This window comes from Clostridium sp. BJN0001 (genome assembly GCF_022869825.1).
Lineage (GTDB): Bacteria > Bacillota > Clostridia > Clostridiales > Clostridiaceae > Clostridium.
The window spans coordinates 1,162,279-1,184,202 of the sequence record NZ_CP094971.1; the positions used below are offsets into that span (position 1 = coordinate 1,162,279).

21 protein-coding genes are annotated in these 21,924 nt (G+C 28.8%); 20 read left to right on the plus strand and 1 reads right to left on the minus strand.

The window, feature by feature from the left end; translation table 11 throughout:
- Positions 1–11 precede the first annotated feature (11 nt).
- Positions 12–1,004, minus strand: a complete 993-nt coding sequence (locus tag MTX53_RS05500) for an alpha/beta hydrolase (RefSeq protein ID WP_244835252.1) — start codon at positions 1,002–1,004, stop codon at positions 12–14.
- A 168-nt stretch (positions 1,005–1,172) separates the two neighbouring features.
- Here MTX53_RS05500 and MTX53_RS05505 point away from each other — a divergent pair, with 168 nt between their 5' ends.
- From MTX53_RS05505 to lon, 20 genes are all read left to right on the plus strand, one after another.
- On the plus strand, positions 1,173–2,111 hold the full coding sequence (locus MTX53_RS05505) for a hypothetical protein (RefSeq protein WP_244835253.1): 939 nt from the start codon (positions 1,173–1,175) through the stop codon (positions 2,109–2,111).
- A gap of 99 nt (positions 2,112–2,210) precedes the next feature.
- Positions 2,211–3,665: a threonine synthase gene (gene thrC, locus MTX53_RS05510; RefSeq protein ID WP_244835254.1), complete on the plus strand. Its 1,455-nt coding sequence runs from the start codon at positions 2,211–2,213 to the stop codon at positions 3,663–3,665.
- 18 nt (positions 3,666–3,683) lie between these two features.
- Positions 3,684–4,577 carry a homoserine kinase gene (thrB, locus tag MTX53_RS05515; protein ID WP_244835255.1) on the plus strand — a complete coding sequence of 298 codons (894 nt, stop codon included), beginning with the start codon at positions 3,684–3,686 and terminating at the stop codon, positions 4,575–4,577.
- Positions 4,577–5,014: an ACT domain-containing protein gene (locus MTX53_RS05520; RefSeq protein WP_244835256.1), complete on the plus strand. Its 438-nt coding sequence runs from the start codon at positions 4,577–4,579 to the stop codon at positions 5,012–5,014. Before thrB ends, MTX53_RS05520 begins: the two co-directional genes overlap by 1 nt.
- 28 nt (positions 5,015–5,042) lie before the next feature.
- On the plus strand, positions 5,043–7,028 hold the full coding sequence (locus MTX53_RS05525) for a methyl-accepting chemotaxis protein (RefSeq protein WP_244835257.1): 1,986 nt from the start codon (positions 5,043–5,045) through the stop codon (positions 7,026–7,028).
- Positions 7,029–7,208: 180 nt separating this feature from the next.
- On the plus strand, positions 7,209–8,348 hold the full coding sequence (gene hisZ / locus MTX53_RS05530) for an ATP phosphoribosyltransferase regulatory subunit (RefSeq protein WP_244835258.1): 1,140 nt from the start codon (positions 7,209–7,211) through the stop codon (positions 8,346–8,348).
- Positions 8,349–8,975, plus strand: a complete 627-nt coding sequence (gene hisG, locus MTX53_RS05535) for an ATP phosphoribosyltransferase (RefSeq protein ID WP_244835259.1) — start codon at positions 8,349–8,351, stop codon at positions 8,973–8,975.
- 18 nt (positions 8,976–8,993) lie between these two features.
- Positions 8,994–10,280: a histidinol dehydrogenase gene (gene hisD / locus MTX53_RS05540; RefSeq protein WP_244835260.1), complete on the plus strand. Its 1,287-nt coding sequence runs from the start codon at positions 8,994–8,996 to the stop codon at positions 10,278–10,280.
- A gap of 10 nt (positions 10,281–10,290) precedes the next feature.
- Entirely contained in the window at positions 10,291–10,878 is a 588-nt protein-coding gene (gene hisB / locus MTX53_RS05545; protein WP_244835261.1) for an imidazoleglycerol-phosphate dehydratase HisB, read from the plus strand.
- A gap of 15 nt (positions 10,879–10,893) precedes the next feature.
- Positions 10,894–11,514, plus strand: coding sequence for an imidazole glycerol phosphate synthase subunit HisH (hisH, locus tag MTX53_RS05550; protein WP_244835262.1), 621 nt, complete (start codon positions 10,894–10,896; stop codon positions 11,512–11,514).
- Positions 11,511–12,233, plus strand: a complete 723-nt coding sequence (gene hisA / locus MTX53_RS05555; protein ID WP_244835263.1) for a 1-(5-phosphoribosyl)-5-[(5-phosphoribosylamino)methylideneamino]imidazole-4-carboxamide isomerase — start codon at positions 11,511–11,513, stop codon at positions 12,231–12,233. Before hisH ends, hisA begins: the two co-directional genes overlap by 4 nt.
- A 12-nt stretch (positions 12,234–12,245) precedes the next feature.
- Positions 12,246–13,007: an imidazole glycerol phosphate synthase subunit HisF gene (gene hisF, locus MTX53_RS05560; protein WP_244835264.1), complete on the plus strand. Its 762-nt coding sequence runs from the start codon at positions 12,246–12,248 to the stop codon at positions 13,005–13,007.
- Between the two features lie 10 nt (positions 13,008–13,017).
- Positions 13,018–13,347: a phosphoribosyl-AMP cyclohydrolase gene (gene hisI / locus MTX53_RS05565; RefSeq protein ID WP_244835265.1), complete on the plus strand. Its 330-nt coding sequence runs from the start codon at positions 13,018–13,020 to the stop codon at positions 13,345–13,347.
- Between the two features lie 16 nt (positions 13,348–13,363).
- Positions 13,364–13,690 (plus strand): phosphoribosyl-ATP diphosphatase, encoded by a 327-nt coding sequence (gene hisE, locus MTX53_RS05570; RefSeq protein WP_244835266.1) that lies wholly within the window; start codon positions 13,364–13,366, stop codon positions 13,688–13,690.
- 67 nt (positions 13,691–13,757) lie between these two features.
- Positions 13,758–14,945, plus strand: a complete 1,188-nt coding sequence (locus MTX53_RS05575) for a DegT/DnrJ/EryC1/StrS aminotransferase family protein (RefSeq protein ID WP_244835267.1) — start codon at positions 13,758–13,760, stop codon at positions 14,943–14,945.
- A 256-nt stretch (positions 14,946–15,201) separates the two neighbouring features.
- Positions 15,202–16,032, plus strand: a complete 831-nt coding sequence (locus MTX53_RS05580) for a hypothetical protein (protein ID WP_244835268.1) — start codon at positions 15,202–15,204, stop codon at positions 16,030–16,032.
- A gap of 93 nt (positions 16,033–16,125) precedes the next feature.
- Positions 16,126–17,409, plus strand: coding sequence for a trigger factor (gene tig, locus MTX53_RS05585; RefSeq protein ID WP_244835269.1), 1,284 nt, complete (start codon positions 16,126–16,128; stop codon positions 17,407–17,409).
- A 126-nt stretch (positions 17,410–17,535) separates the two neighbouring features.
- Positions 17,536–18,141, plus strand: coding sequence for an ATP-dependent Clp endopeptidase proteolytic subunit ClpP (clpP, locus tag MTX53_RS05590; protein WP_244835270.1), 606 nt, complete (start codon positions 17,536–17,538; stop codon positions 18,139–18,141).
- A 32-nt stretch (positions 18,142–18,173) separates the two neighbouring features.
- Complete coding sequence (gene clpX, locus MTX53_RS05595; RefSeq protein WP_244835271.1) at positions 18,174–19,463, plus strand: ATP-dependent Clp protease ATP-binding subunit ClpX; 1,290 nt, start codon at positions 18,174–18,176, stop codon at positions 19,461–19,463.
- A gap of 136 nt (positions 19,464–19,599) precedes the next feature.
- Complete coding sequence (lon, locus tag MTX53_RS05600) at positions 19,600–21,915, plus strand: endopeptidase La (protein ID WP_244835272.1); 2,316 nt, start codon at positions 19,600–19,602, stop codon at positions 21,913–21,915.
- The last annotated feature ends 9 nt before the right edge of the window (positions 21,916–21,924 follow it).

Here is a 21,924-nt window from a genome sequence, read left to right on the forward strand (position 1 = left end):
CACCATTTTTATTAAAATGGTGAATTTTTTAATATGAAATATATAAGTCCTTTTGAAAGAGATATTATATCATTTTTTGAAATACTTGATAAATCATGTTCTGCATCATTAAGTGTTATAAGCTTTGCAGATACGTTATCTTCAAGAGTACATCTTTTATATAATTTTTCGGAAGAAAGATATGGTACAAAAGAATCATTTTTACTATGAATTATTAAAGTATCTGGAGTATCTTTATTTATATAGTTTATAGGATTATATTTAGACATTACTTCATCAGTGTCATCAATTGAATCAAATATCTTTTTTAAATCATAATTTAGATTTGTGGTATCTAAGAGACTTAAATCAGTAGGACCTGAAAAATCTATAATGTATTTTACCTTTGAAGGATAAGTTCTAAGCGAAGGATCATCAGTAAAAGAGGAACTATCGCTGTAACCTGCCATAAGAGCAAGATGAGCCCCAGATGATATTCCAAGAAGTCCTATTTCTGATGTGTTAAAATTATAAGTGTTTTTATTTTTATAAACCCATCTTATAACATCTTTAACGTCTGATATTTGTTTTTCAAAATTTTCTTTTTCTCTCATAAGCTGATAATCTACACTTATAACAGTATATCCACATTCTCTAAAGGTATCAAATATTGGAAGTAGTGTATCAGGAAGTGATTTATCACCGTAAGCCCAACTTCCTCCATGTATAAATATTAATACAGGAGAGGATCTATAGACTTCTTTTGTTGGACTGTATATATCAAGATTTAAAGAAACTCCAGAAGTTTCCTTATATTTAATATCTTTAATGTTAATATCATTTAAAGTACTTGCAGATATATCTTTAAAATTGGTTTGTTTCTCGGTTTTATATAAAATAATGTATTTAGATATTATTTTATATGAAAGATTTATCTTATGCCGAATTAAAAATATAGTAGAAGATAATATTATTAGAATTATACTAAAAATATATAAAAATTTTTTATTTAATATTTTTTTCATTTCTTTTTATTGTTCTTATATTCACTAAGAGCAGAATTCACCTCCTATTTAAAATTATATAAATTATTATAGCATATTATTATAACATAAATTTTATGATCATTATGAATATTACTTTAAAGTCTGCATTAAAATTAAATAGAAAGCTTTTTTACATGGAGGAAGAAAATGAACAGCCTTTTAGATGTCCTAATTTATCTTGATGAAGGTATTGTTAAAAATTTAGCTTCTCTAGTTCTTACAGGATATATAGAAACAAGAACGTATACACAATCTATGGACAAGTATCTAAATGCAGATGTTCATATTGGGGATCGAGCAGAGAGAAATGACCAGTTTTCATATTCAAAAACAGAAAGAAGCGGATTTAAAGATAAAAATAAACTTGATTTAAATAACTGTCTTACGCATCATCATATTGATAAAGATCTTGGAGGAAAACAGGTAGTACATGTTGAAGAACAGCTAAAAACAACATATACAACTTTTGTTTTAAACGGTAATCTTGTGAATTATTTAAATGAAAATAATATACTGCTTAAAAAGAACGAGAGTGATATAATTAATAATGATGTTAAGTCGGGAGATATAGTTGAAATTGAAGGAACGATAACTAATTCTTGTTTAGTAACATATGTTGATACTTTAATTAATGTAATTGATATTTTTGGAGTAGATACACTTAATGAGATGATCAATAAAAAAGATAAAATTTTTAATTTTAGTATTTTTCTTAAGATATTAAAGTATTTAAAAGGTTTACTAACAAGCAATAATACATGTGATATGCTTATGAATACAGGTTCATGTTCTGTTGTACTTACAATAAACAAAGATAATTTTATGAATACTAGACTAAATATGTTTGATGAAGTAAATTGTAAATGCAGAGTCGTTGGCAAAGTAGTAAAGACATGTGCAGCTAAAGAAGATACTATAGGTTTACTACGAAAAACTGGTGAAGAGGAATTTTATGAAAGAATTTTTAAAAAATATCAATCACTTATTGAAATTATTACAAAGCTCGGTATAGTAATTCCTAAATGTCCTACTCTAAGAATTAGTGAAAAATCAATCCAAGTACTTCCTTTTAATATTTATATATGAAAAAATTCAAAAAAAGTTGTGGCTAAAAAAAATACATGTTAATATAAAATAGGGTAGAATATAATATATTCATATCTAATATAAATTTGAGGTGATTAAATGAAATTTAGAAGCACTAGAGGTGCAGAAGAAAGCATCTCTGCAGCAAAAGCAATAATTAATGGATTATCAAAAGATGGAGGTCTTTATGTACCTGATAAATTTCCTGAAATATATGATTCATTAAAAAAAGATACTGTTATAAGTTATGAAGATCTTGCATTTGAAGTTATAAAAGAGTATTTTACAGATATTCCAGAAGAAGATCTAAAAGGGGCAATTCATGATGCTTATAATGGAAGATTCAGTGTTTCAGTTAAGAATAACTTTTTAGAGTTATATCATGGACCAACATGTGCATTTAAGGATGCAGCACTTCTTTTCCTTCCACAGATTATGAGAAGAGCTAAAAGACTTTTAAATGTTAAAGAAGAAATAACAATTTTAACAGCTACATCAGGAGATACTGGTAAAGCAGCTCTTGAAGGTTTTAGTAATGTAGATGGATTTAAAGTAGCTGTCTATTATCCAAAACATGGAGTTAGCCCAATTCAGGAAAGACAGATGGTAAGCCAAAAGGGATCAAATGTCGAAGTAATAGGAATAGAGGGAAACTTTGATGATGCACAGACAGGAGTAAAAAAAATATTTGGGGACACAGATTTTAAGGATTCTTTAGCAAAAAAAGGATATATTTTATCATCTGCAAATTCGATAAATATAGGAAGACTTGTACCTCAAATAGTATATTATTTTTATGGATATTTTGCACTTGTAAATCAAGGAAAAGTTAAGTTAGATGAAAAAATAAATGTTGTAGTTCCAACTGGTAATTTTGGAAATATTTTAGCAGGATTTTATGCTAAGAAAATGGGACTTCCAATAGACAAATTAATTTGTGCATCTAATGAAAATAAAGTTTTAACTGATTTCTTTAGTTCAGGAACATATGATAAGAGAAGAGAATTGGTTTTGACAGAATCTCCTTCTATGGATATTTTGGTATCATCTAATCTTGAAAGATTATTATATGAAGCTTCTTCACGAGATGCAGTTAAGACAAAAGAATTTATGGATAAGTTATTTGAAGAAGGAAGCTATAAAATAACAGATGAAATGGAAGAATTTATAAAAGACTTTTATGGAGATTATGCTATAGAAGATGAAGTTCATGAATCTATAAAAGAAATATTTAATGATAAAAATTATTTAATTGATACCCATACTGCAGTTGCATATTCTGTATGGAAAAAATATGTTAAAAATACAGGTGATGATAAAGAGGCACTTATACTTTCTACAGCAAGTCCATTTAAATTTCCAAGAAGTATCTGTAATTCTTTAGATATATCAGTTGATAAATTAAATGATTTTGATGTTTTAGAAAAACTTTCAAAAGATACTAAAAATGAGATACCAAAGAATCTTGCAGGACTTAAAAATGCTGAAGTTTTACATAAAACAGTATGTGAAAAGAATGAAATGAAAAAAGCATTACTTGAATTTTTAAAATAGGAAGAAGGAAAACTTAAGATGATAAGAGTAAAAGTACCAGCTACATCAGCTAATATGGGACCTGGATTTGACTCTATCGGAATTGCACTCAATCTGTATAATGAGTTTTTATTTGAAAAAACAGAAAATAGATTAGAGTTTTTTGGAATTCCAGAGGAATTCTGCAATGAAAATAACATAATTTATAAAGCTGTAAAGTATTGTTTTGATAGAGCAAATGAACCTATATGTAATCTTAGGATTACAGAAAAAAATCAATTTGTTCCTATTTCAAGGGGACTTGGATCTAGCTCAACATGTATTATTGCAGGACTTATTGGAGCAAATAGAATGCTTAATAATAGATTTAGTATAGATGATCTATTAGAGATGGCTGTTAATATAGAAGGACATCCAGACAATGTTGCTCCAGCACTTCTTGGAGGAATGGTTGTATCGGCGTCTTCTAATAATAAAACATTTTATGATAAAGTAAATGTAAAAGAAGGTTTAAAATTTGTATCAATTATTCCTAATTTTAGACTTGAAACAGAAAAGGCAAGGAAAGTTCTTCCAAAAGAAATTCCTTTAAAAAGCGGAGTATTTAATGAATCAAGAGCAGCGCTTTTAGTTGCAGCTATGGCAAATGGAAAATTTGATCTTTTAAAGACTGCATGTGATGATTCTTTTCATCAGAAATTTAGAGCATCGCTTATTAAAGGATTTGATGAAGTATATAATAAGGCATATGACTTAAATGCTTATGCATGTTATTTAAGCGGAGCAGGTCCTACAATAATGGCTATAATTAGTGAAGATAATAAAGATTTTACTAAAAATATGATTGAATTTTTAAATAAAATGAATTTTAAGTGGACAGTAAAAGAGTTAATGATTGACTTAAATGGTGCACAGGTAGAAGGAGATTTTTAATGAACGGAAATTATTTAGTTATAGATAAAACTGTACTTCCAGATGTTTTTGAAAAAGTACTTGATACAAAAAAGCTATTAAAAAGCGGTAAAGTTAAAGAAATAACTGAAGCTGTTAAAATAACTGGAATAAGCAGAAGTGTTTATTATAAATATAAGGAGTATGTTTTTGATTTTTCAGAATCTTCAGAAGGAAGAAAAATTACAATAAATGTATATATAAAAAATGAAAAAGGAGTTTTATCAAATATAAGTAAATATATTTCAAAAAAAGGTGGAAATATACTGACAATATATCAAGGCTTGCCACTTAATGGTAGAACCAACATAATAATAACAATAGATATATCAACTTTTAATGGTGATATAAAAACTTTAACAGAAGATATAGAAAAAGTTAAATATGTAGAAAAAGTAGAGTTCCTTGGTATGGAGTGATAAAAAAATTTTAGGGGATTGAGGAAAAATGAAAACAAAATCAATAAAAAACAAGATACTAATGAGTGTTCTTCCAATTGTAAGTATTGTATGTATTATTTTAGCTGCATATGCTTATATAATTGTTAGAAAGTCACTTATAGAAAAGTCGTCTGATATGCTTCAAGAAATTGCAAGGGTAGCTTCTAATGAAGTAGATAATGCTATAGAAAAAGATTTAGCTGTAATTGAATCAGCATCAAAGGATACTAATTTTATTAATAATGGGGAAATAACGTTAGAAGATTTAGACGAATTAAAAAACATGGTTGAATCAAAAGAATTTTATAATTCTGGAATAGTTTATGAAGATGGTAGTATACATTATATTGATGGATCTATTATTGATATAAGAGATAGAGACTTTTTTAAAGAGGCAATGAACGGTAAATCTTTTGTCAGCAAACCGTTTATCAGTAGGATAGATAGAAGAGTAATTGTAGCAATGTCAAGCCCTATAGAAGTTAATGGAAATGTAGTTGGCGCAGTTGTTGGACTTAAAAGTGGGAGTGAGTATTCAACTATTACAAATAAGATAAATGTTTTAGATGCAGGTTCTGCATTTATGGTTTCGTCTGATGGAACTTTAATTGCAAGTAAGGATACAGATAAAGTATTAGATCAGTATAACCTTTTAGATGATCAAAATTTATCTAAAATATGCACAAATATGGCACAGGGACAGACTGGTATAGAAACTTATGTTGATGAAAATAAAAATAAACAATATGTTTCTTATGCACCAGTTTCAGATAAAGGATGGTCACTTGCTGTTCAAATTGATGAAAATACACTTTTATCGCAAGTAAAGAAAATTCTGATAGCGACAGTTATTATAGCAGTAATAGGAATTGCTCTTGTTATATATTTTACTTATAGAATTACAAATAAAATTTCAAAGAATATTGAAAACATAAAATCATCTCTTGAAGTAATAAATTCTGGGGACTTTACAGTAGAACTTGATGAAAATGGATTAAAAGATAATACTGAAATAGGAAGTATGAATAGGGCAATTGAAGGCACTATAGATAAAATGGGAGTTATCTTTTTAAATATGAAAAAGAACTCAACTACTATAAATGATGAATCTACAAATCTTGCATCTATATCAGAAGAGCTTTTAGCTTTAACAAATAATATATCAGAGGCTATAGGTGAGGTTGCAAAAGGAAATACAAGTCAGGCATCTGATTTAACATCAATAACTGGTGAGTTAAATGAATTTTCAACAAGTATGAATGAGATGAATTCTGATATTAAAAAAATAAATGTTCATGTTAAAGATGTTGGCACAAAATCTCAGACAAGCAATAAAGAACTTAATAAGATTGCTCAGGTGCTTCAGGAATTAAATCAAAATTTTGATAGGTTTATTAATTCGTTAAATAACATGAATAAGGATGTAAATGAAGTTAATAAAATGACAGATTTTATTAATCAAATATCTGAACAGACTAATCTTTTAGCTCTTAATGCAGCAATTGAAGCAGCAAGGGCTGGAGATGCAGGGAAAGGATTTGCAGTTGTAGCTGAAGAAATAAGAAAACTTGCAGAAGCATCTAAAGAATCAGCAGGAAAAATTAATAATGTAATTAAAAATGTTTTAGACGGAACAAGTGAGATGGTTGATAAAGCATCTATAATGCAAAAAGGTATGAATAAGCAAAATGATGTTATAAATAGTTCTTTAAAGGCATTTAAAGATATCAATAAAAACATAGACATAATAGTACCTAAAATTGAATCAACAGTAGAAAATTTTGATAATCTTGATTCAAAGAAAAACAATATCATGGAAAAGATTGAGAATGTATCTTCAGTTTCAGAAGAAATTTCTGCAACTTCAGAAGAAATTGCAGCATCTTCAGAGGAACTTACAAAAGCAGGTGATGAAGTTGCAAATTCTGCAATGGAACTTACAAAAGCAACAGATTCTATGAATAAAAAACTTTCTGCCTTTAAAGTAAAATAATAAAGAAAAAGTTAAGTATTAATCGCATACATAGAAAATATTTCTATGTATGCGATTTTTATATATTTATTATTGACAGAAAAATGAAAATAAGCTACACTATTATTATATTATTAGTTTAGCACGTTAAATCGATAAATTAATAAATTAATAAATTAATAAAATAAAGGGGCTTTATTTATGAACAAAAGGAATATGCTTCCGGAAGGAACAAGAGACATTATACTTGATGATTGTATAATTAAAAGGACGCTAGAGAGAAAAATAGATGATTTATTTAAAAGCTGGGGATATAGCGAAATAGTAACACCTACACTTGAATTTTATGAAACTTTTAATAATAAGGTTAGTCTTAATGAAGAAGATATGTACAAATTTTTTGATAATAAAGGACATATTTTAGTATTAAGACCTGATATGACAATTCCAATAGCAAGAGTTATGCAGACTAAATTAAAAGACGAAAAACTTCCTGTAAAAATGAGATATTCGTCTAATGTTTTTAGAGTTCATGAGAGTCTTTTAGGAAAAAGAAACGAATTTACTGATTGTGGAGTAGAAAATATAGGTAGCAGTGATATTGAAAGTGATTTTGAGATGATAGTTTTAGCACTTGAAGCTCTAAAGAATCTGGGACTTAAAAATTTTAAACTTGAAATTGGAAATATTGGATTTTTTAAAAGCGTACTTAAAAGTGTTGATATAGGTGATGATGAGAAGAAAAAGCTCGCATCATTAATTCAGAATAAAAGTCTTAAAAATCTTGAAGATTATTTGGATAGTTTAAATATAAGTGAAGAGTATAAAAGATTTTTTAATAAGCTTCCATGGATGTTTGGTGGAAGAGAGATATTAAATGAAGCTAAAAAGCTTGTATTTAATAGAGAACTTAAAGAAAATCTAGATTATCTTGAAGATATATATAACAATGTTGAAAAAATGGGGTATGGAGAAAATGTTACATTTGATCTTGGATTAGTGCTTAGATTAAATTATTATACAGGAATTATTTTCAGAGGATATTGTGATAAAGTTGGGGATACTATTTTAAGAGGCGGGAGATATGATAAGCTTATAAAAATAAAAGATAAATATGTTCCATCTGTAGGTTTTTCAATAACTGTAGATTCTCTTATTGAAAATATGAAAGAAAGTGGAACATATAAAAAAGAAGAAAAAGTTATCTTATATTATAATCCAGATAAAAAAATTGAAGCCGTTAATAAAAGCAATGAGCTTAGAAAAAATGGTCAGATTGTAAGTATGATATCAAGTAATTATATTTCAGATTTTAAGATTGTAAAAGGGGTTGAAAAGTAAATGAGCATAAGCATTGCACTAACTAAGGGAAGACTTGAAAAAGAAACAATTAAGATTCTTAAAAAGGCAGAATATGATCCTTCTGAAATGATAAACAAGGGTAGAAAACTTGTTTTTAAAGATAAGAAAGCTGATATAAAGTATTTTTTAGTAAAAGCTGCTGATTCAATTACGTATGTTGAACATGGAGTTGCAGATATTGGAATTGTAGGAAAAGATACAATATTAGAGAGCTCAGATGGTTTTTATGAAGTACTTGATTTGGGATTTGGGAAATGCAAATTTATTGTAGCCTCTCTTCCACAAAATGATATATTTAAAAAAGTAGGGCATATAAAAATTGGCAGTAAGTATCCAACAGTTGCAAAAGAGTACTTTAAAAAAATGAATATGGACGTAGAGGTTATAAAGATAGAGGGTTCTGTAGAACTTGCACCAATTTTAGGTCTCTGTGATGCAATAGTAGATATTATGGAAACTGGAACTACATTAAAAGAGAATGGGCTAGTAGTATTTGATACTGTATGTGATATAAGTGCAAGACTTATAGTAAATAAAGCAAGTTTTAAAATGAAGCAAAAAGAAATAGAAAGCTTTATTCAAAAAATAAAAAATGTTATAGATTAAATTTTGGGGGAATAAAATATGCTAAGTTTAATGGAATTAAATAATGATAATAAAAATGAACTTATAAAAAAACTTCAGTCAAGAATGCAGGAGACTGATGAAAAAGTTATAGAGAGCGTAAATTATATAATAAATAAAGTTAGAAATGATGGAGATAAAGCACTTTTTGAATTTACAGAAAAATTCGATAATGTTAAGCTAGACTCTCTTTTAGTAACAGAAGAAGAATTAGACAAATGTTTTGATAAAGTTGAAGATAAATTCATTGAAGCAATAACGCAGGCAAAAGAAAATATAGAGTATTATCACAAAAAACAAAAATCAAATGGATATATTTTAACAAAAGAGGATGGGGTGTTTTTAGGACAGAGAGTGCTTCCATTAAATAGAGTTGGTGTATATGTTCCAGGAGGTACAGCAGCTTATCCTTCATCAGTTCTTATGAATATTGTACCTGCAAAAGTAGCAGGAGTTAGTGAAATTGTTATGGTGACACCACCTGATAAAAATGGTGGAATTAATCCTTATATAGGAGTTACAGCTAAAATAGCTGGAGCAAAAAAAATATATAAGATTGGAGGAGCACAAGCTATAGCTGCTTTAGCATATGGAACTGAATCATTAAAGAAAGTAGATAAAATAGTAGGCCCTGGAAATATATTTGTTGCAACTGCAAAAAAACTAGTATTCGGACAGGTTGATATTGATATGATAGCTGGACCATCTGAAATACTTGTTGTTGCTGATGAAAAATCTGATCCATCATTTGTTGCAGCAGATTTAATGAGTCAGGCTGAACATGATAAACTTGCATCTTCTATATTAGTAACTACATCAAAAGATCTTTATAAAAAAGTTGAAAATGAACTTGAAAAACAGGTAAAAACACTAGGGAGAGAAGAGATTATAAGGGAATCATTAAAAAATTTTGGAAAAGCTATAATATGCAGCAGTATCGATGAATGTATAGATATATCAAATGAAGTTGCACCTGAACACTTAGAACTTATGATAGATGATCCAATGCTTTATTTAGGAAAAGTAAAAAATGCAGGATCAGTATTTTTGGGAAGATATTGTCCTGAACCAGTAGGAGACTATTTTGGAGGCACAAATCACGTCCTTCCAACAAGCGGAACTGCAAGATTTTTCTCGCCACTCTCAGTAGATAGTTTTATCAAAAAATCATCATTTTTATGTTACTCAGAAAAAGCTATTAGAGAAAATGGAGAGAAGATAATAACTTTAGCTGATAAAGAAGGACTTACAGCACATGCTAATTCTATAAAAGTAAGATTAAAATAGGGGTGTTTTTATGAGTCAAAGATATGCAAGTATTGAAAGAAATACGAATGAAACAAAAATTAAATTTGAAATAGATCTTGATGGTGAAGGAAAAGCAGATGTAAAAAGTGGTATAGGCTTTTTAGATCATATGCTTAATCTTTTTGCATTTCACAGTAGAACTAATATTAATTTAAGATGTGATGGAGATCTTTATGTATGTGATCATCATTCTATAGAAGATATAGGAATTGCAATGGGATTAGCATTTAAAGAAGCTCTTAAAGATAAAAAAGGAATTAATAGATATGGAAGCTTTTTTATACCAATGGATGAAACTCTTGCGTTTTCATCTATTGATATAAGTGGTAGACCATATTTAGTATTTGACTGCAGTTTTAATCGTGAAAAAGTAGGAGAAATGTCTACTGAAATGACAGAAGAATTTTTTAGAGCTTTTGCAATGAATTCAGGAGTAACACTTCATCTTAAAGTTTTATATGGGTCAAATGATCATCATAAAATAGAAGCACTTTTTAAAGCATTTGCAAGATCGATAAAAGAAGCCAAAGAGATAAAAGATGGGGATGCAGTTCCATCAACTAAAGGAGTTCTCTAAAAAGGGGGTTATATAATGATTACTATCATAGATTATGGAATGGGAAATTTAAAAAGTGTACAAAATGCACTGAAATTTTTAAATATTGAAAGCAAAATCTCAAAAAAAGAAGAAGATTTTGAAAATTGTGATGGATTAATTCTTCCAGGAGTTGGAGCTTTCCCAGATGCTATGGATAATATTGAAAAAGCATCTATAGATAAATATATAAAAAAACAAGTAAGTAATGGAAAAATGATTCTTGGTATCTGTCTTGGCATGCAGCTTTTATTTGAAAAAAGTTATGAGGGCATTGAAAAAAATGGTCTTGCACTTTTAAAGGGAAACATATTAAAGATGGAAGACGATAAGGAGAATAATATAAAAATACCTCATATTGGTTGGAATAGTCTTAAATTTAAAAAAAATGATAGTATCCTTAAAGGATTAGATGAGGAAAGTTATGTTTACTATGTTCATTCATATTTTGCTAGCAATATAAATGAAAAAAATCTTATATGTTATTCCGAGTATGGCAATAATAGGATTCCAGGAATAGTAAGAGATAAAAACATAATAGGGGCACAATTTCATCCGGAAAAAAGCGGAGAGATAGGTCTTACTATATTAAAGAATTTTGGGGAGTTGATTAGATGATAATATTACCAGCAATAGATATAATAGATGGAATGCCTGTTAGGTTATACCAAGGAGATTACAGTAAAAAAGAGATAGTGTCTAAGGATGTATTAAGCGCAGCATTTTCTTTTGAGAAAGCAGGGGCGTCATATATACATCTAGTAGATTTAGATGGTGCAAAAAATGGTACAAATGCGAATCATGAACTAGTAATTAAAGTTGCTAAAAATGTAAATATTCCTGTAGAACTTGGAGGCGGCATAAGAGACATGGAGACAATTGAGTATCTTCTTGATAATGGAGTATCGCGTATAATTCTTGGAACAAGTGCCATTGAAGATGAGGAACTTTTAAAAAAAGCAGTAGAAAAATATAAAGATAGAGTTGCTGTAGGAATAGATTGCAAAGATGGTAAAGTTTGCGTACGAGGCTGGCTTGAAAAAAGTGACCTTAATTATATAAATTTTGCTAAGAAAATGGAATCATTATCTGTATCAACTATAATTGTTACAGATATAAGTAAAGATGGAACACTTGAAGGACCTAATGTAGAGATGCTTAGAGAATTAAAAAATAATGTTAATATAAATATAATAGCATCAGGCGGAATATGTAATATGGATAATATAAAAGAACTTGCAAAACTTAATCTTTATGGAGCAATAACAGGAAAAGCAATTTATAAAGGGACATTAAATTTAGAAGAGGCGGTTAAATATACAAATTCCGTTATGTAAGGGGGCAATTTTATGCATACAAAAAGAATAATTCCATGTCTTGATGTAAAAGAAGGAAAAGTTGTAAAGGGAATAAATTTTGAAGGACTTGTAAATGTAGGAGATCCCGTGTCACTTGCTAAGAAATATTATAAAGAAGGGGCAGATGAACTTGTATTTTTAGATATTACAGCAACGTATGAAAAAAGAAATATAATGATAGATGTTGTTTCTAAAGTTGCAAAAGAAATATTTATTCCATTTACAGTTGGCGGTGGACTTAGAAATATGGATGATATAAAAAATATTTTAAGAGCAGGTGCTGATAAGGTAAGTTTAAATTCAGCGGCAGTAAGAGATAAGAATCTTATAAAAGAGGGAGCATTTTATTTTGGAAATCAATGTATAGTTCTTGCATGCGATGCAAAAAAAAGACAGGATAATACAGGATGGAATGTAGTAATAGATGGTGGAAGAACAGATACGGGAATGGATGTTTTAAAATGGGTAGAGGAAGCAGTTAGCCTTGGAGCTGGTGAGATTTTATTAACATCAATGGATTCAGATGGAACTAAAAAAGGATTCGATTTAGAACTTACAAAGGCAGTCTCATCTATAACAAATGTTCCGACAATAGCATCAGGAGGATGTGGAAAGCTTGAAGATTTTTATGATGTGTTTAAGGATAATACTGCTGATGCAGCACTTGCAGCTTCATTATTTCATTATGGAGAACTTAAAGTTTCAGAAGTTAAAGATTATTTAAAAAATAAAAATATTAGTGTTAGAATATAGGGCAGGTATTATGGATATAGAAGAAAAAATAAAAGATATTGATTTTAAAAAAGGAAATGGACTTATTCCAGCAATAATTCAGGATTATATAAATAAAGAAGTACTTATGCTTGGATATATGTCAAGAGAAAGTCTTGTAAAAACACTTGAAGGTGATACAACATGGTTTTATTCAAGATCAAGAAAGTGTTTGTGGAATAAAGGAGCAACATCAGGACATTTTCAATATGTTAAGGATATAAAAATAGATTGTGATAATGATACAATTTTAATTTTAGTAGAACAAAAAGGAGCTGCTTGTCATACTGGAAATAGAAGCTGCTTTTATAGAAATTTATAAATTTGGAGGGAATAAAATGAGTGATAGCATAAATGAATTATTTAAAGTAATATTAGATAGAAAATTAAATGGTGAAGAAAAATCATATACTAAATATTTATTTGATAAAGGTCTTGATAAAATTTTAAAAAAAGTTGGAGAAGAGTGTACAGAAGTTATTATTGCAAGTAAAGATGATAAAAAAGAAGATCAAGTTTATGAGATATGTGATCTAATTTATCACGTCCTAGTTCTTATGGCAGAGCTTGGCATTTCTACAGACGATATAGAAGAAGAATTAGAAAAAAGAAGTGATAAGGCAAATAATTTTAAAGGAGAAAGAAAACCTGTTACAAAATTATAATTGAGTCTTTTATAATTGAATGTTATAATATACTCTTAAAGAATAATTTAGAGAGGGATGTATTATAATGAAACAGAATAAGAAAATACCATTTTCTCCACCTGACATTACAGATGATGAAGTTAGAGCTGTTAGTGATGTTTTAAAATCAGGATGGATTACATCAGGCCCAAGGCTTGCTGAATTCAATAAGAGAATTGCAGAGTTTTGTGAAACTAAGCATGCATTTGCTGTTAATAGTGCTACAGCGGCTATGGAATTAATATTAACTGTTCTTGATATTAAAGAAGGAGATGAAATAATAACAACTCCTTATACATACACTTCAACTTCAAGTGTAGCAGTTCATAGAAATATAAAGCCTATAATGGTTGATGTGAAAAAAGATTCTTTTATGATGGATCCAGAAAAAGTGGCAGATAAGATAACTGATAAGACAAAGGTTATAATGCCAGTTGATATAGCAGGAGTTCCATATGATTATGATGCCTTAAAAAAGGTTTTAAAGGATAAAAATAGAGAAGATATAATGATTCTTGTAGATTCAGCACATTCTTTTGGTGCTAAATATAAAGGAAAAAGAGTTGGAAGCCAGTGTGATTTTCATTCGTTCTCTTTCCATGCTGTTAAAAATCTTACAACAGCAGAAGGTGGAGCGTTAGTTTTTAATGATAATCATTATATGGGTCAGGAAGATTTATTGAAAAATCTTCAGATCACATCAATGCATGGACAATCAAAAGATGCCATGAGCAAATTAAAAGCTGGAGCATGGGAATATGATATTGTAAATCCAGGAATGAAATGTAATCTTACAGACATAGCTGCTGCTATAGGCTTAAAACAACTTGATAGATATGAATCTATGCTTGAAAAGAGAAAACAAATATTTAAAGTATATACTGATATTTTAGGAAAAGAAGATTTTTCTATAATTCCGTTTAGTAAAAATGATGAAGGAACTGAAACATCTTATCATTTATATTTATATAGAGTAAAGGGTTTAAGCCTTGAAAAGAGAAATGATGTAATTTCTGATATGGCAGAAAAGGGAATAGCTACAAATGTTCATTATAAGCCTTTACCTATGATGACAGCATATAAGAATTTAGGATATGATATTAAAGATTATAATAATGCATATAATCAGTTTATAAATGAAATATCACTTCCAGTTTATAGCACATTATCTCTAGAAGATGCTAAGTATGTAGCTGAAAATCTTGTAGATTCAATAAAGAAAGTATTAAAATAGAGAAAAATTTATAGAAAATCAGCATACATATCTAAAAAAATACAAATATAAATATTTTTTGACAAATATGTATCTATCTGGTAAAATTTAAGAGCCTGCTTTTGAAAATTTTATTATTTTAAAAGCGACTCTTTTTCGAGTTTTAAGGAAAGTTTATTATTAATATTATTTTAATATTTATCGACTGGATTTATATAATGTAATAATATATAATGAAATAGTCGTAAATTTTATTCAGTTGTTGGAGGTAATAATTTTGGGACGACCAAGTATTTTTAGTAAAGAATATGAAAAGCGTATGAAAAGACGGAAAAAGAATATAACGCTTATTGTAGTTGTCTTATTATTAGCAGTATTAGTAGTAGGTATAAAATTTTTAATAAAACCTATAAAAACATCAAATATCAGAGATAAACTTCAAGCATGGATTGATAGTGATGCAGAATATAATAAAACTTCAGTAGATGATATAGAGCAAAATGAGAAGCCTTCTCAGAGTGAAGATACTTCTGAAGATAGTAAAAGTGAATCAGAAGAAAATGAAAGTAAAAAAGAGACAGTGGATCTTGTATTAAATGATGGTACAACACTGAAGGCATCATATGAAACTGATAGTGAAGATAAAAAGATATTTACAGAAGTTGATACTAGTGGATCTGATATTTATTATGATATAAGCCCATCTAAGCAAAGTATTATTGTATTAGATAAGACTCAGAACATGATATTATATGATGCTAATGGCAATAATAAGATTATAACAAAAAATCAATATGTTTCGTCAAAAGGTTCATCATTTAATAAAGATGATATTTTAAATACTAATCCATCGTATATATGGAATGAAAGCCCTAAATTTTTGTCTGATAATAAAATTATATTTGTAACAAACAGACCTTATTTTGGCACATCAGCAAATAATCAATATATTTGGATTACAGATTTAAATACTAATCAAGATATAGTATTATGGAATAATAAGGGAAGATCCATATCTATAGGAAATAAGGATGATAAGGGAATTGCAGTAGAGATAGATGGAAAGTCATTTCATGTTGATACTGATGGAAATATATTAAATGATTAAATTTTTTGTAAATATGTTTGATAAAAATTAGGTGTTTATGGTATAATGACTTAGTTAAATGAGATGCGCAAGTTTTAGGAGGAAAGAATAAAAATGAATGCAAAAGTTGAAAAAATAGAAACAAATGAAGTTAAAATTGAAATTAAAGTTGAAGCTGATAAATTTGATGCAGCTTTAGTTAAGGCGTATAACAAAAATAAATCAAGATATAACTTACCTGGATTTAGAAAAGGAAAAGCTCCAATGGCTATGGTTAAAAAAATGTATGGAGCAGGAGTATTCTATGAAGATGCAATTAATTTTGCAATTGATGGATCTTATCCAGAAGTATTAAAGGAACAGAATATAAGACCTGTTGATTATCCAAAGATAGATGTAGTAGAAGTTGGAGAAGGAAAAGATTTAGTTTATACAGCAACTGTTACAACATATCCAGAAGTTGAACTTGGAGAATACAAGAATCTTGATGCTAAAAAACCTGTATATGAAGTTGATGAAAAAGAAATCGACAAACAAATAAAAGAAATGCAGGAAAAGAACGCAAGAATAGAAGATAAAAAAGAAGGAACAATTGAAAAAGGAAATATTGCAGTTATAGATTTCAAAGGATTTATCGATGGAAAAGAATTTGAAGGTGGAGAAGGAAAAGATTATCCACTTGAAATTGGTTCAGGATCATTCATTGATAATTTTGAAGATCAGTTAGTAGGACTTAAAGCAGGAGATAGCAAGGATGTTAATGTTAAATTCCCTGAAAATTATGGTAAAGATGATTTCAACGGAAAAGATGCTAAGTTTGAAGTAACTGTTAAAGAAATTAAAGTAAAAGAATTACCAGCATTAGATGATGAATTCGCTAAAGAAGTTTCAGATAAAGATACATTTGCTGAATTCAAAGATGAATTAAAAAATAATGCTAAAAAAGCTAATGAAGATAAGGCTGAAAGAGAATTTGAAGAAGCAGTTATTACAAAAGTAATTGAAAATTCAAAGATGGATGTTCCAGAAGTAATGATCGAAAAAGAAATTGATGCTATGATGAAAGATCTTGAAGGAAGATTAAAATATCAAGGATTAGATATTAAGCAGTACATGAAGTATACTGGAAATACGGTTGAAAAAATGAGAGAGTTCATGAAAGAAAATGCTGAAAGAAAAGTTAAGGCTGATTTAGTATTAAATGCTATTGCAAAGAAAGAAGATATAAAAGCAGATGAAGATCAGATTAATGCAAAAGCATTAGAACTTGGAAAAATGTACGGACCAAAAGATCCAGAAAAGATGGCTAAGATTTTAGTTAAAGCTCAGAGAAATATGATTGAAAGTGATTTAATTATTGAGAATACAATTAAATTAATAAAAGACAATTGTAAATAATCGTTAATTTTACTATTTAGATTGATTGCCAGAATTATTTCTGGCAATTATTTTAAATATATATTAACAAAAATTTAAATTAATTATATAATTAAATAATAGTTAATTATTAAAGGAGGTTATTTTATGAGTTTGGTGCCTATGGTTGTAGAACAAACAAGCAGAGGAGAACGTTCTTATGATATATTTTCTAGATTATTAAAAGATAGAATTATCATGTTAAGCGGAGAAGTAAATGATGATAGTGCAAACTTAATAGTAGCACAATTATTATTCTTAGAAAGTGAAGACCCAGATAAAGATATTTATTTATATATAAATAGTCCAGGAGGTGCAATTACTTCAGGAATGGCAATCTATGATACCATGCAGTATGTAAAATGTGATGTATCCACAATTTGTATTGGAATGGCTGCATCAATGGGTGCATTTTTATTATCATGTGGGGAAAAGGGAAAAAGATTTGCACTTCCTAATTCTGAGATAATGATACATCAGCCTTTAGGCGGATTTCAAGGTCAGGCAACTGATATAGAGATACATGCAAAAAGGATTTTAAAGATTAAAGAATCTTTAAATGAAATATTAAGTAAAAACACAGGAAAATCATTAGATAAGATTAAATCTGATGTTGAAAGAGATAATTTTATGACAGCTGAAGAAGCCAAAGAGTATGGGCTTGTTGATAAAGTTATAACTGCACATAAAAATTCAAAAAATGAGAATAATTAGTTCTTCTAAAATTAATGAAGTGAGGTGAATTTATGGCTAAGAACGATGACAAAAAACAGCTAAAATGTTCATTTTGTGGAAAGACTCAAGACCAGGTTAAGAGATTAATTGCAGGACCTGGAGTGTATATATGTGATGAATGTATTGAACTTTGTTCTGAAATAATAGCAGATGAATTTCAGGATTCTTCTGATTTTGATCCGAAAAGTGTACCTAAGCCTTATGAGATTAAAGAATATTTAGATTCATATGTAATAGGACAGGAAAAAGCAAAAAGATCATTAGCTGTTGCTGTTTATAACCATTATAAGAGAATAAATACTATTAGTGATGATAATGATGTAGAACTTTCAAAGAGTAATATTCTTCTTGTAGGTCCTACAGGCTCAGGAAAAACATTACTTGCACAGACTTTAGCAAGATTTTTAAATGTTCCATTTGCAATAGCAGATGCAACAACATTAACAGAGGCTGGTTATGTTGGAGAAGATGTAGAAAATATTCTTCTAAAACTTATCCAAAATGCTGATTATGATGTTGAAAAAGCTGAAAGAGGAATTATTTATATTGATGAGATAGATAAGATTGCTAGAAAATCAGAAAATCCATCAATAACAAGAGATGTTTCTGGTGAAGGAGTTCAGCAAGCACTTTTAAAAATTCTTGAAGGAACAGTAGCTTCAGTACCACCTCAGGGCGGAAGAAAGCATCCTCATCAGGAGTTTATACAGATAAATACTGCTAATATATTATTTATCTGTGGTGGTGCTTTTGATGGAGTAGATAAGATAATTGAAAAAAGAACAAGAAAGAGTTCAATGGGATTTGGTGCAGACATTCAGTCAGTTACTGAAAAAGATATAGGTGTAGTTCTTCAGGAGATTACTCCAGGAGATTTACTTAAGTTCGGTCTTATTCCTGAATTTGTTGGAAGACTTCCTAAGCTTGTTACATTGCAGTCACTTGATAAGGATGCATTAATTGAGATTTTAACTAAACCAAAGAATGCACTTGTTAAGCAATATAAGAAGCTTTTTGAATTAGATGATGTAAAGCTTGAATTTGATAATAAAGCTTTAAAAGCTATAGCAGAGGAAGCAATTGATAGACAGACTGGAGCAAGAGGACTTAGAGGAATTATCGAAGATCTAATGACAGATACTATGTACGATATTCCTTCAGATAATTCAATTGTAAAAGTTACAATTACAGAAGATTGTATAAAGAAACACGATAAACCTATAGTAGATAAGCTTGAAAACGGTGAAGAAAGACCAGCTATTGTAAAAAAGAGAGCAAAAAAAACTATTGAAACTGCATAAAATATAGAAGTTTATAAGCTAAGCCATTGTAGTATTATTACAATGGCTTTCTTTTTAAAATTATTGAAAAAATATTAATTTATGTGTATACTAGAAAAGTCATAAAGAATTTAAGGATAGGTGGGGTAGTATTACTATGAAAAAAACAATAACACTTCCTTTAATACCTCTGAGAGGATTAATTGTCTTTCCAAAGGTAGTTTCACATTTTGATGTAGGAAGGAATATATCTATAAATGCAATAGATAATGCTATGCTTAATGAACAGAAGATATTTGTATCAGCTCAAAAAAGTATAGATACAGAAGAACCATCTGTAGATGATATATATAAGGTTGGAGTAATATGTAAAATTAAACAAGTTCTTAAGACATCTGATAAAACTTTAAGAGTTTTAGTTGAAGGTATTCAAAGAGCTGAAATTGTTTCTTTTACGAAAAATGATGATAAGAATTATATAAGTACTGATGTTAATAAGATTACTGAAAGAAATAGCAGAAGTGAAAAAATATGTGCTTATTCTAAAGTGCTTAAAGATTCTTTTTTAGAATTACTTAACTTATTAGAAGATGATTATTACGAGGCTGTAAAAAATATTGATCCTATGGAAAATATAAGCGGATTTTCTGATATGGTATCATCATATGCATTTACAGATAATAAAATAAAACAAGAAATACTAGAAACAATAAATATTAAAAGCCGTATTGAAAAAATTATAGAAAGGCTTAAATATGAGATTGAACTTGCTAAAATTCAAAGGTCTTTAGCTGAGAAGTTAAAAGTATCTCTTGATAAAGAACAAAAAGAATACTTTTTAAGACAACAAATGAAAGTAATTTCAAACGAATTGGGCGATGAGGAAGATAAAGATACACTAATTGAAAAACTTAAAGAGAGATTTAAAAAACTCAGAGCACCAAAAAATGTAAAAGAAAAGTTTGAATCTGAATTAAAGAGACTTAGAACTTTAGGATTATATTCATCTGAAGGAAATGTTGTTCTTACATATCTTGAGTGGATACTTGATATTCCATGGAGAAAATCAACTAAAGAAGTAATTGATATAAAAAAAGCAAAAAATATATTAGATTTTGAACATTCAGGTCTAGAAAAGATAAAAGAAAAAATACTAGATTATTTAACTGTCAAAAATTATAATAAAGCTTCTGATGCACCTATATTGTGCTTAGTGGGACCTCCAGGAGTAGGTAAATCATCAATAGCTAGCTCAATCGCAAAAGCAACTAATAGAGCATATTCAAGAATTTCTCTTGGAGGAATAAAAGATGAGGCTGAAATAAGAGGACATAGAAGAACATATGTTGGCGCAATACCAGGACGATTTGTTTATGCTTTAAAAGAAGCTAAGTCTATGAATCCACTTATACTACTTGATGAAATTGACAAGATTGGTTCTGAAAATAATATAAGTCCAAGCGATGCTCTCTTAGAGGCACTAGATTCAAAGCAGAATAATAAATTTAGAGATAATTACCTAGAGCTTCCACTTGATTTATCAAAAGTAATGTTTATCGTTACAGCTAACACACTTAAAACTGTACCTAGACCACTTATAGATAGAATGGAAATAGTAGAAGTGTCTGGATATACGAGTGATGAAAAGCTTTCTATTGCTAAAGATCATTTGATACCTAAGATAAATGAGAAGTATAAAAGTGCTTCTAAGGATATAAGTATATCAGATAATGCTATTAAAAAGATAATAGATTCTTATACACGAGAAGCTGGAGTACGTGATCTTGAAAGAAAATTAGAAACTATTTTTGTAAAATCATTATCAGAATCAATAAATAAAAAGCTTAATTCTATAAAGATTAATCAGAAAAACGTAGAAAAGTATCTTGGAAAGATAGAATTTGAGATTGAAAAAATTGAGCCAAAAGATAAAATTGGTGTTGTAAACGGAATGGCATGGACTGAATATGGTGGAGATACACTTGAACTTGAAGCTGTTTCTATGACTGGATCTGGAAAGCTTGAACTTACAGGTAAGCTTGGAGATGTTATGCAAGAATCTGCAAAAACAGCATTTAGTTATGTAAGAGCAAATGCAGAAAAATATGGAATCAATGACAAATTTTATTTACATAAGGATGTTCATATCCATGCACCTGAGGGAGCAATTCCAAAGGATGGACCATCTGCAGGTGTTGGTATGGTAACTGCAATAGTCTCAGCTTTATCTAATAAAAAGGTTAAACATAATGTGGCAATGACAGGAGAAGTTACTTTAACTGGAAGAGTTTTAAAAATAGGTGGACTTAAAGAAAAAACTATTGCTGCATATAGATCTGGAGTTGATACGATAATAATACCTAAGGATAATTCAGAAGATGTAGGCGATATACCTGAAAAAGTTTTAAGTAATATAAAAGTTATAAAAGCTGATAGGGTAGATGATGTATTAGATAATGCATTAGTTGATTAAGAAAGGATA

Excerpts from the sequence above, each read along its gene's own strand:
- MTX53_RS05505 (WP_244835253.1), top strand. The coding sequence starts at position 1,173 with ATGAACAGCCTTTTAGATGTCCTAATTTATCTTGATGAAGGTATTGTT.
- hisA (WP_244835263.1), top strand. The coding sequence starts at position 11,511 with ATGATAATATTACCAGCAATAGATATAATAGATGGAATGCCTGTTAGG.
- MTX53_RS05520 (WP_244835256.1), top strand. The coding sequence starts at position 4,577 with ATGAACGGAAATTATTTAGTTATAGATAAAACTGTACTTCCAGATGTT.
- clpX (WP_244835271.1), top strand. The coding sequence starts at position 18,174 with ATGGCTAAGAACGATGACAAAAAACAGCTAAAATGTTCATTTTGTGGA.
- MTX53_RS05525 (WP_244835257.1), top strand. The coding sequence starts at position 5,043 with ATGAAAACAAAATCAATAAAAAACAAGATACTAATGAGTGTTCTTCCA.
- hisF (WP_244835264.1), top strand. The coding sequence starts at position 12,246 with ATGCATACAAAAAGAATAATTCCATGTCTTGATGTAAAAGAAGGAAAA.
- thrB (WP_244835255.1), top strand. The coding sequence starts at position 3,684 with ATGATAAGAGTAAAAGTACCAGCTACATCAGCTAATATGGGACCTGGA.
- hisZ (WP_244835258.1), top strand. The coding sequence starts at position 7,209 with ATGAACAAAAGGAATATGCTTCCGGAAGGAACAAGAGACATTATACTT.
- hisE (WP_244835266.1), top strand. The coding sequence starts at position 13,364 with ATGAGTGATAGCATAAATGAATTATTTAAAGTAATATTAGATAGAAAA.
- hisD (WP_244835260.1), top strand. The coding sequence starts at position 8,994 with ATGCTAAGTTTAATGGAATTAAATAATGATAATAAAAATGAACTTATA.
- hisI (WP_244835265.1), top strand. The coding sequence starts at position 13,018 with ATGGATATAGAAGAAAAAATAAAAGATATTGATTTTAAAAAAGGAAAT.
- lon (WP_244835272.1), top strand. The coding sequence starts at position 19,600 with ATGAAAAAAACAATAACACTTCCTTTAATACCTCTGAGAGGATTAATT.
- MTX53_RS05500 (WP_244835252.1), bottom strand. The coding sequence starts at position 1,004 with ATGAAAAAAATATTAAATAAAAAATTTTTATATATTTTTAGTATAATT.
- clpP (WP_244835270.1), top strand. The coding sequence starts at position 17,536 with ATGAGTTTGGTGCCTATGGTTGTAGAACAAACAAGCAGAGGAGAACGT.
- hisH (WP_244835262.1), top strand. The coding sequence starts at position 10,894 with ATGATTACTATCATAGATTATGGAATGGGAAATTTAAAAAGTGTACAA.
- tig (WP_244835269.1), top strand. The coding sequence starts at position 16,126 with ATGAATGCAAAAGTTGAAAAAATAGAAACAAATGAAGTTAAAATTGAA.
- MTX53_RS05575 (WP_244835267.1), top strand. The coding sequence starts at position 13,758 with ATGAAACAGAATAAGAAAATACCATTTTCTCCACCTGACATTACAGAT.
- hisB (WP_244835261.1), top strand. The coding sequence starts at position 10,291 with ATGAGTCAAAGATATGCAAGTATTGAAAGAAATACGAATGAAACAAAA.
- hisG (WP_244835259.1), top strand. The coding sequence starts at position 8,349 with ATGAGCATAAGCATTGCACTAACTAAGGGAAGACTTGAAAAAGAAACA.
- thrC (WP_244835254.1), top strand. The coding sequence starts at position 2,211 with ATGAAATTTAGAAGCACTAGAGGTGCAGAAGAAAGCATCTCTGCAGCA.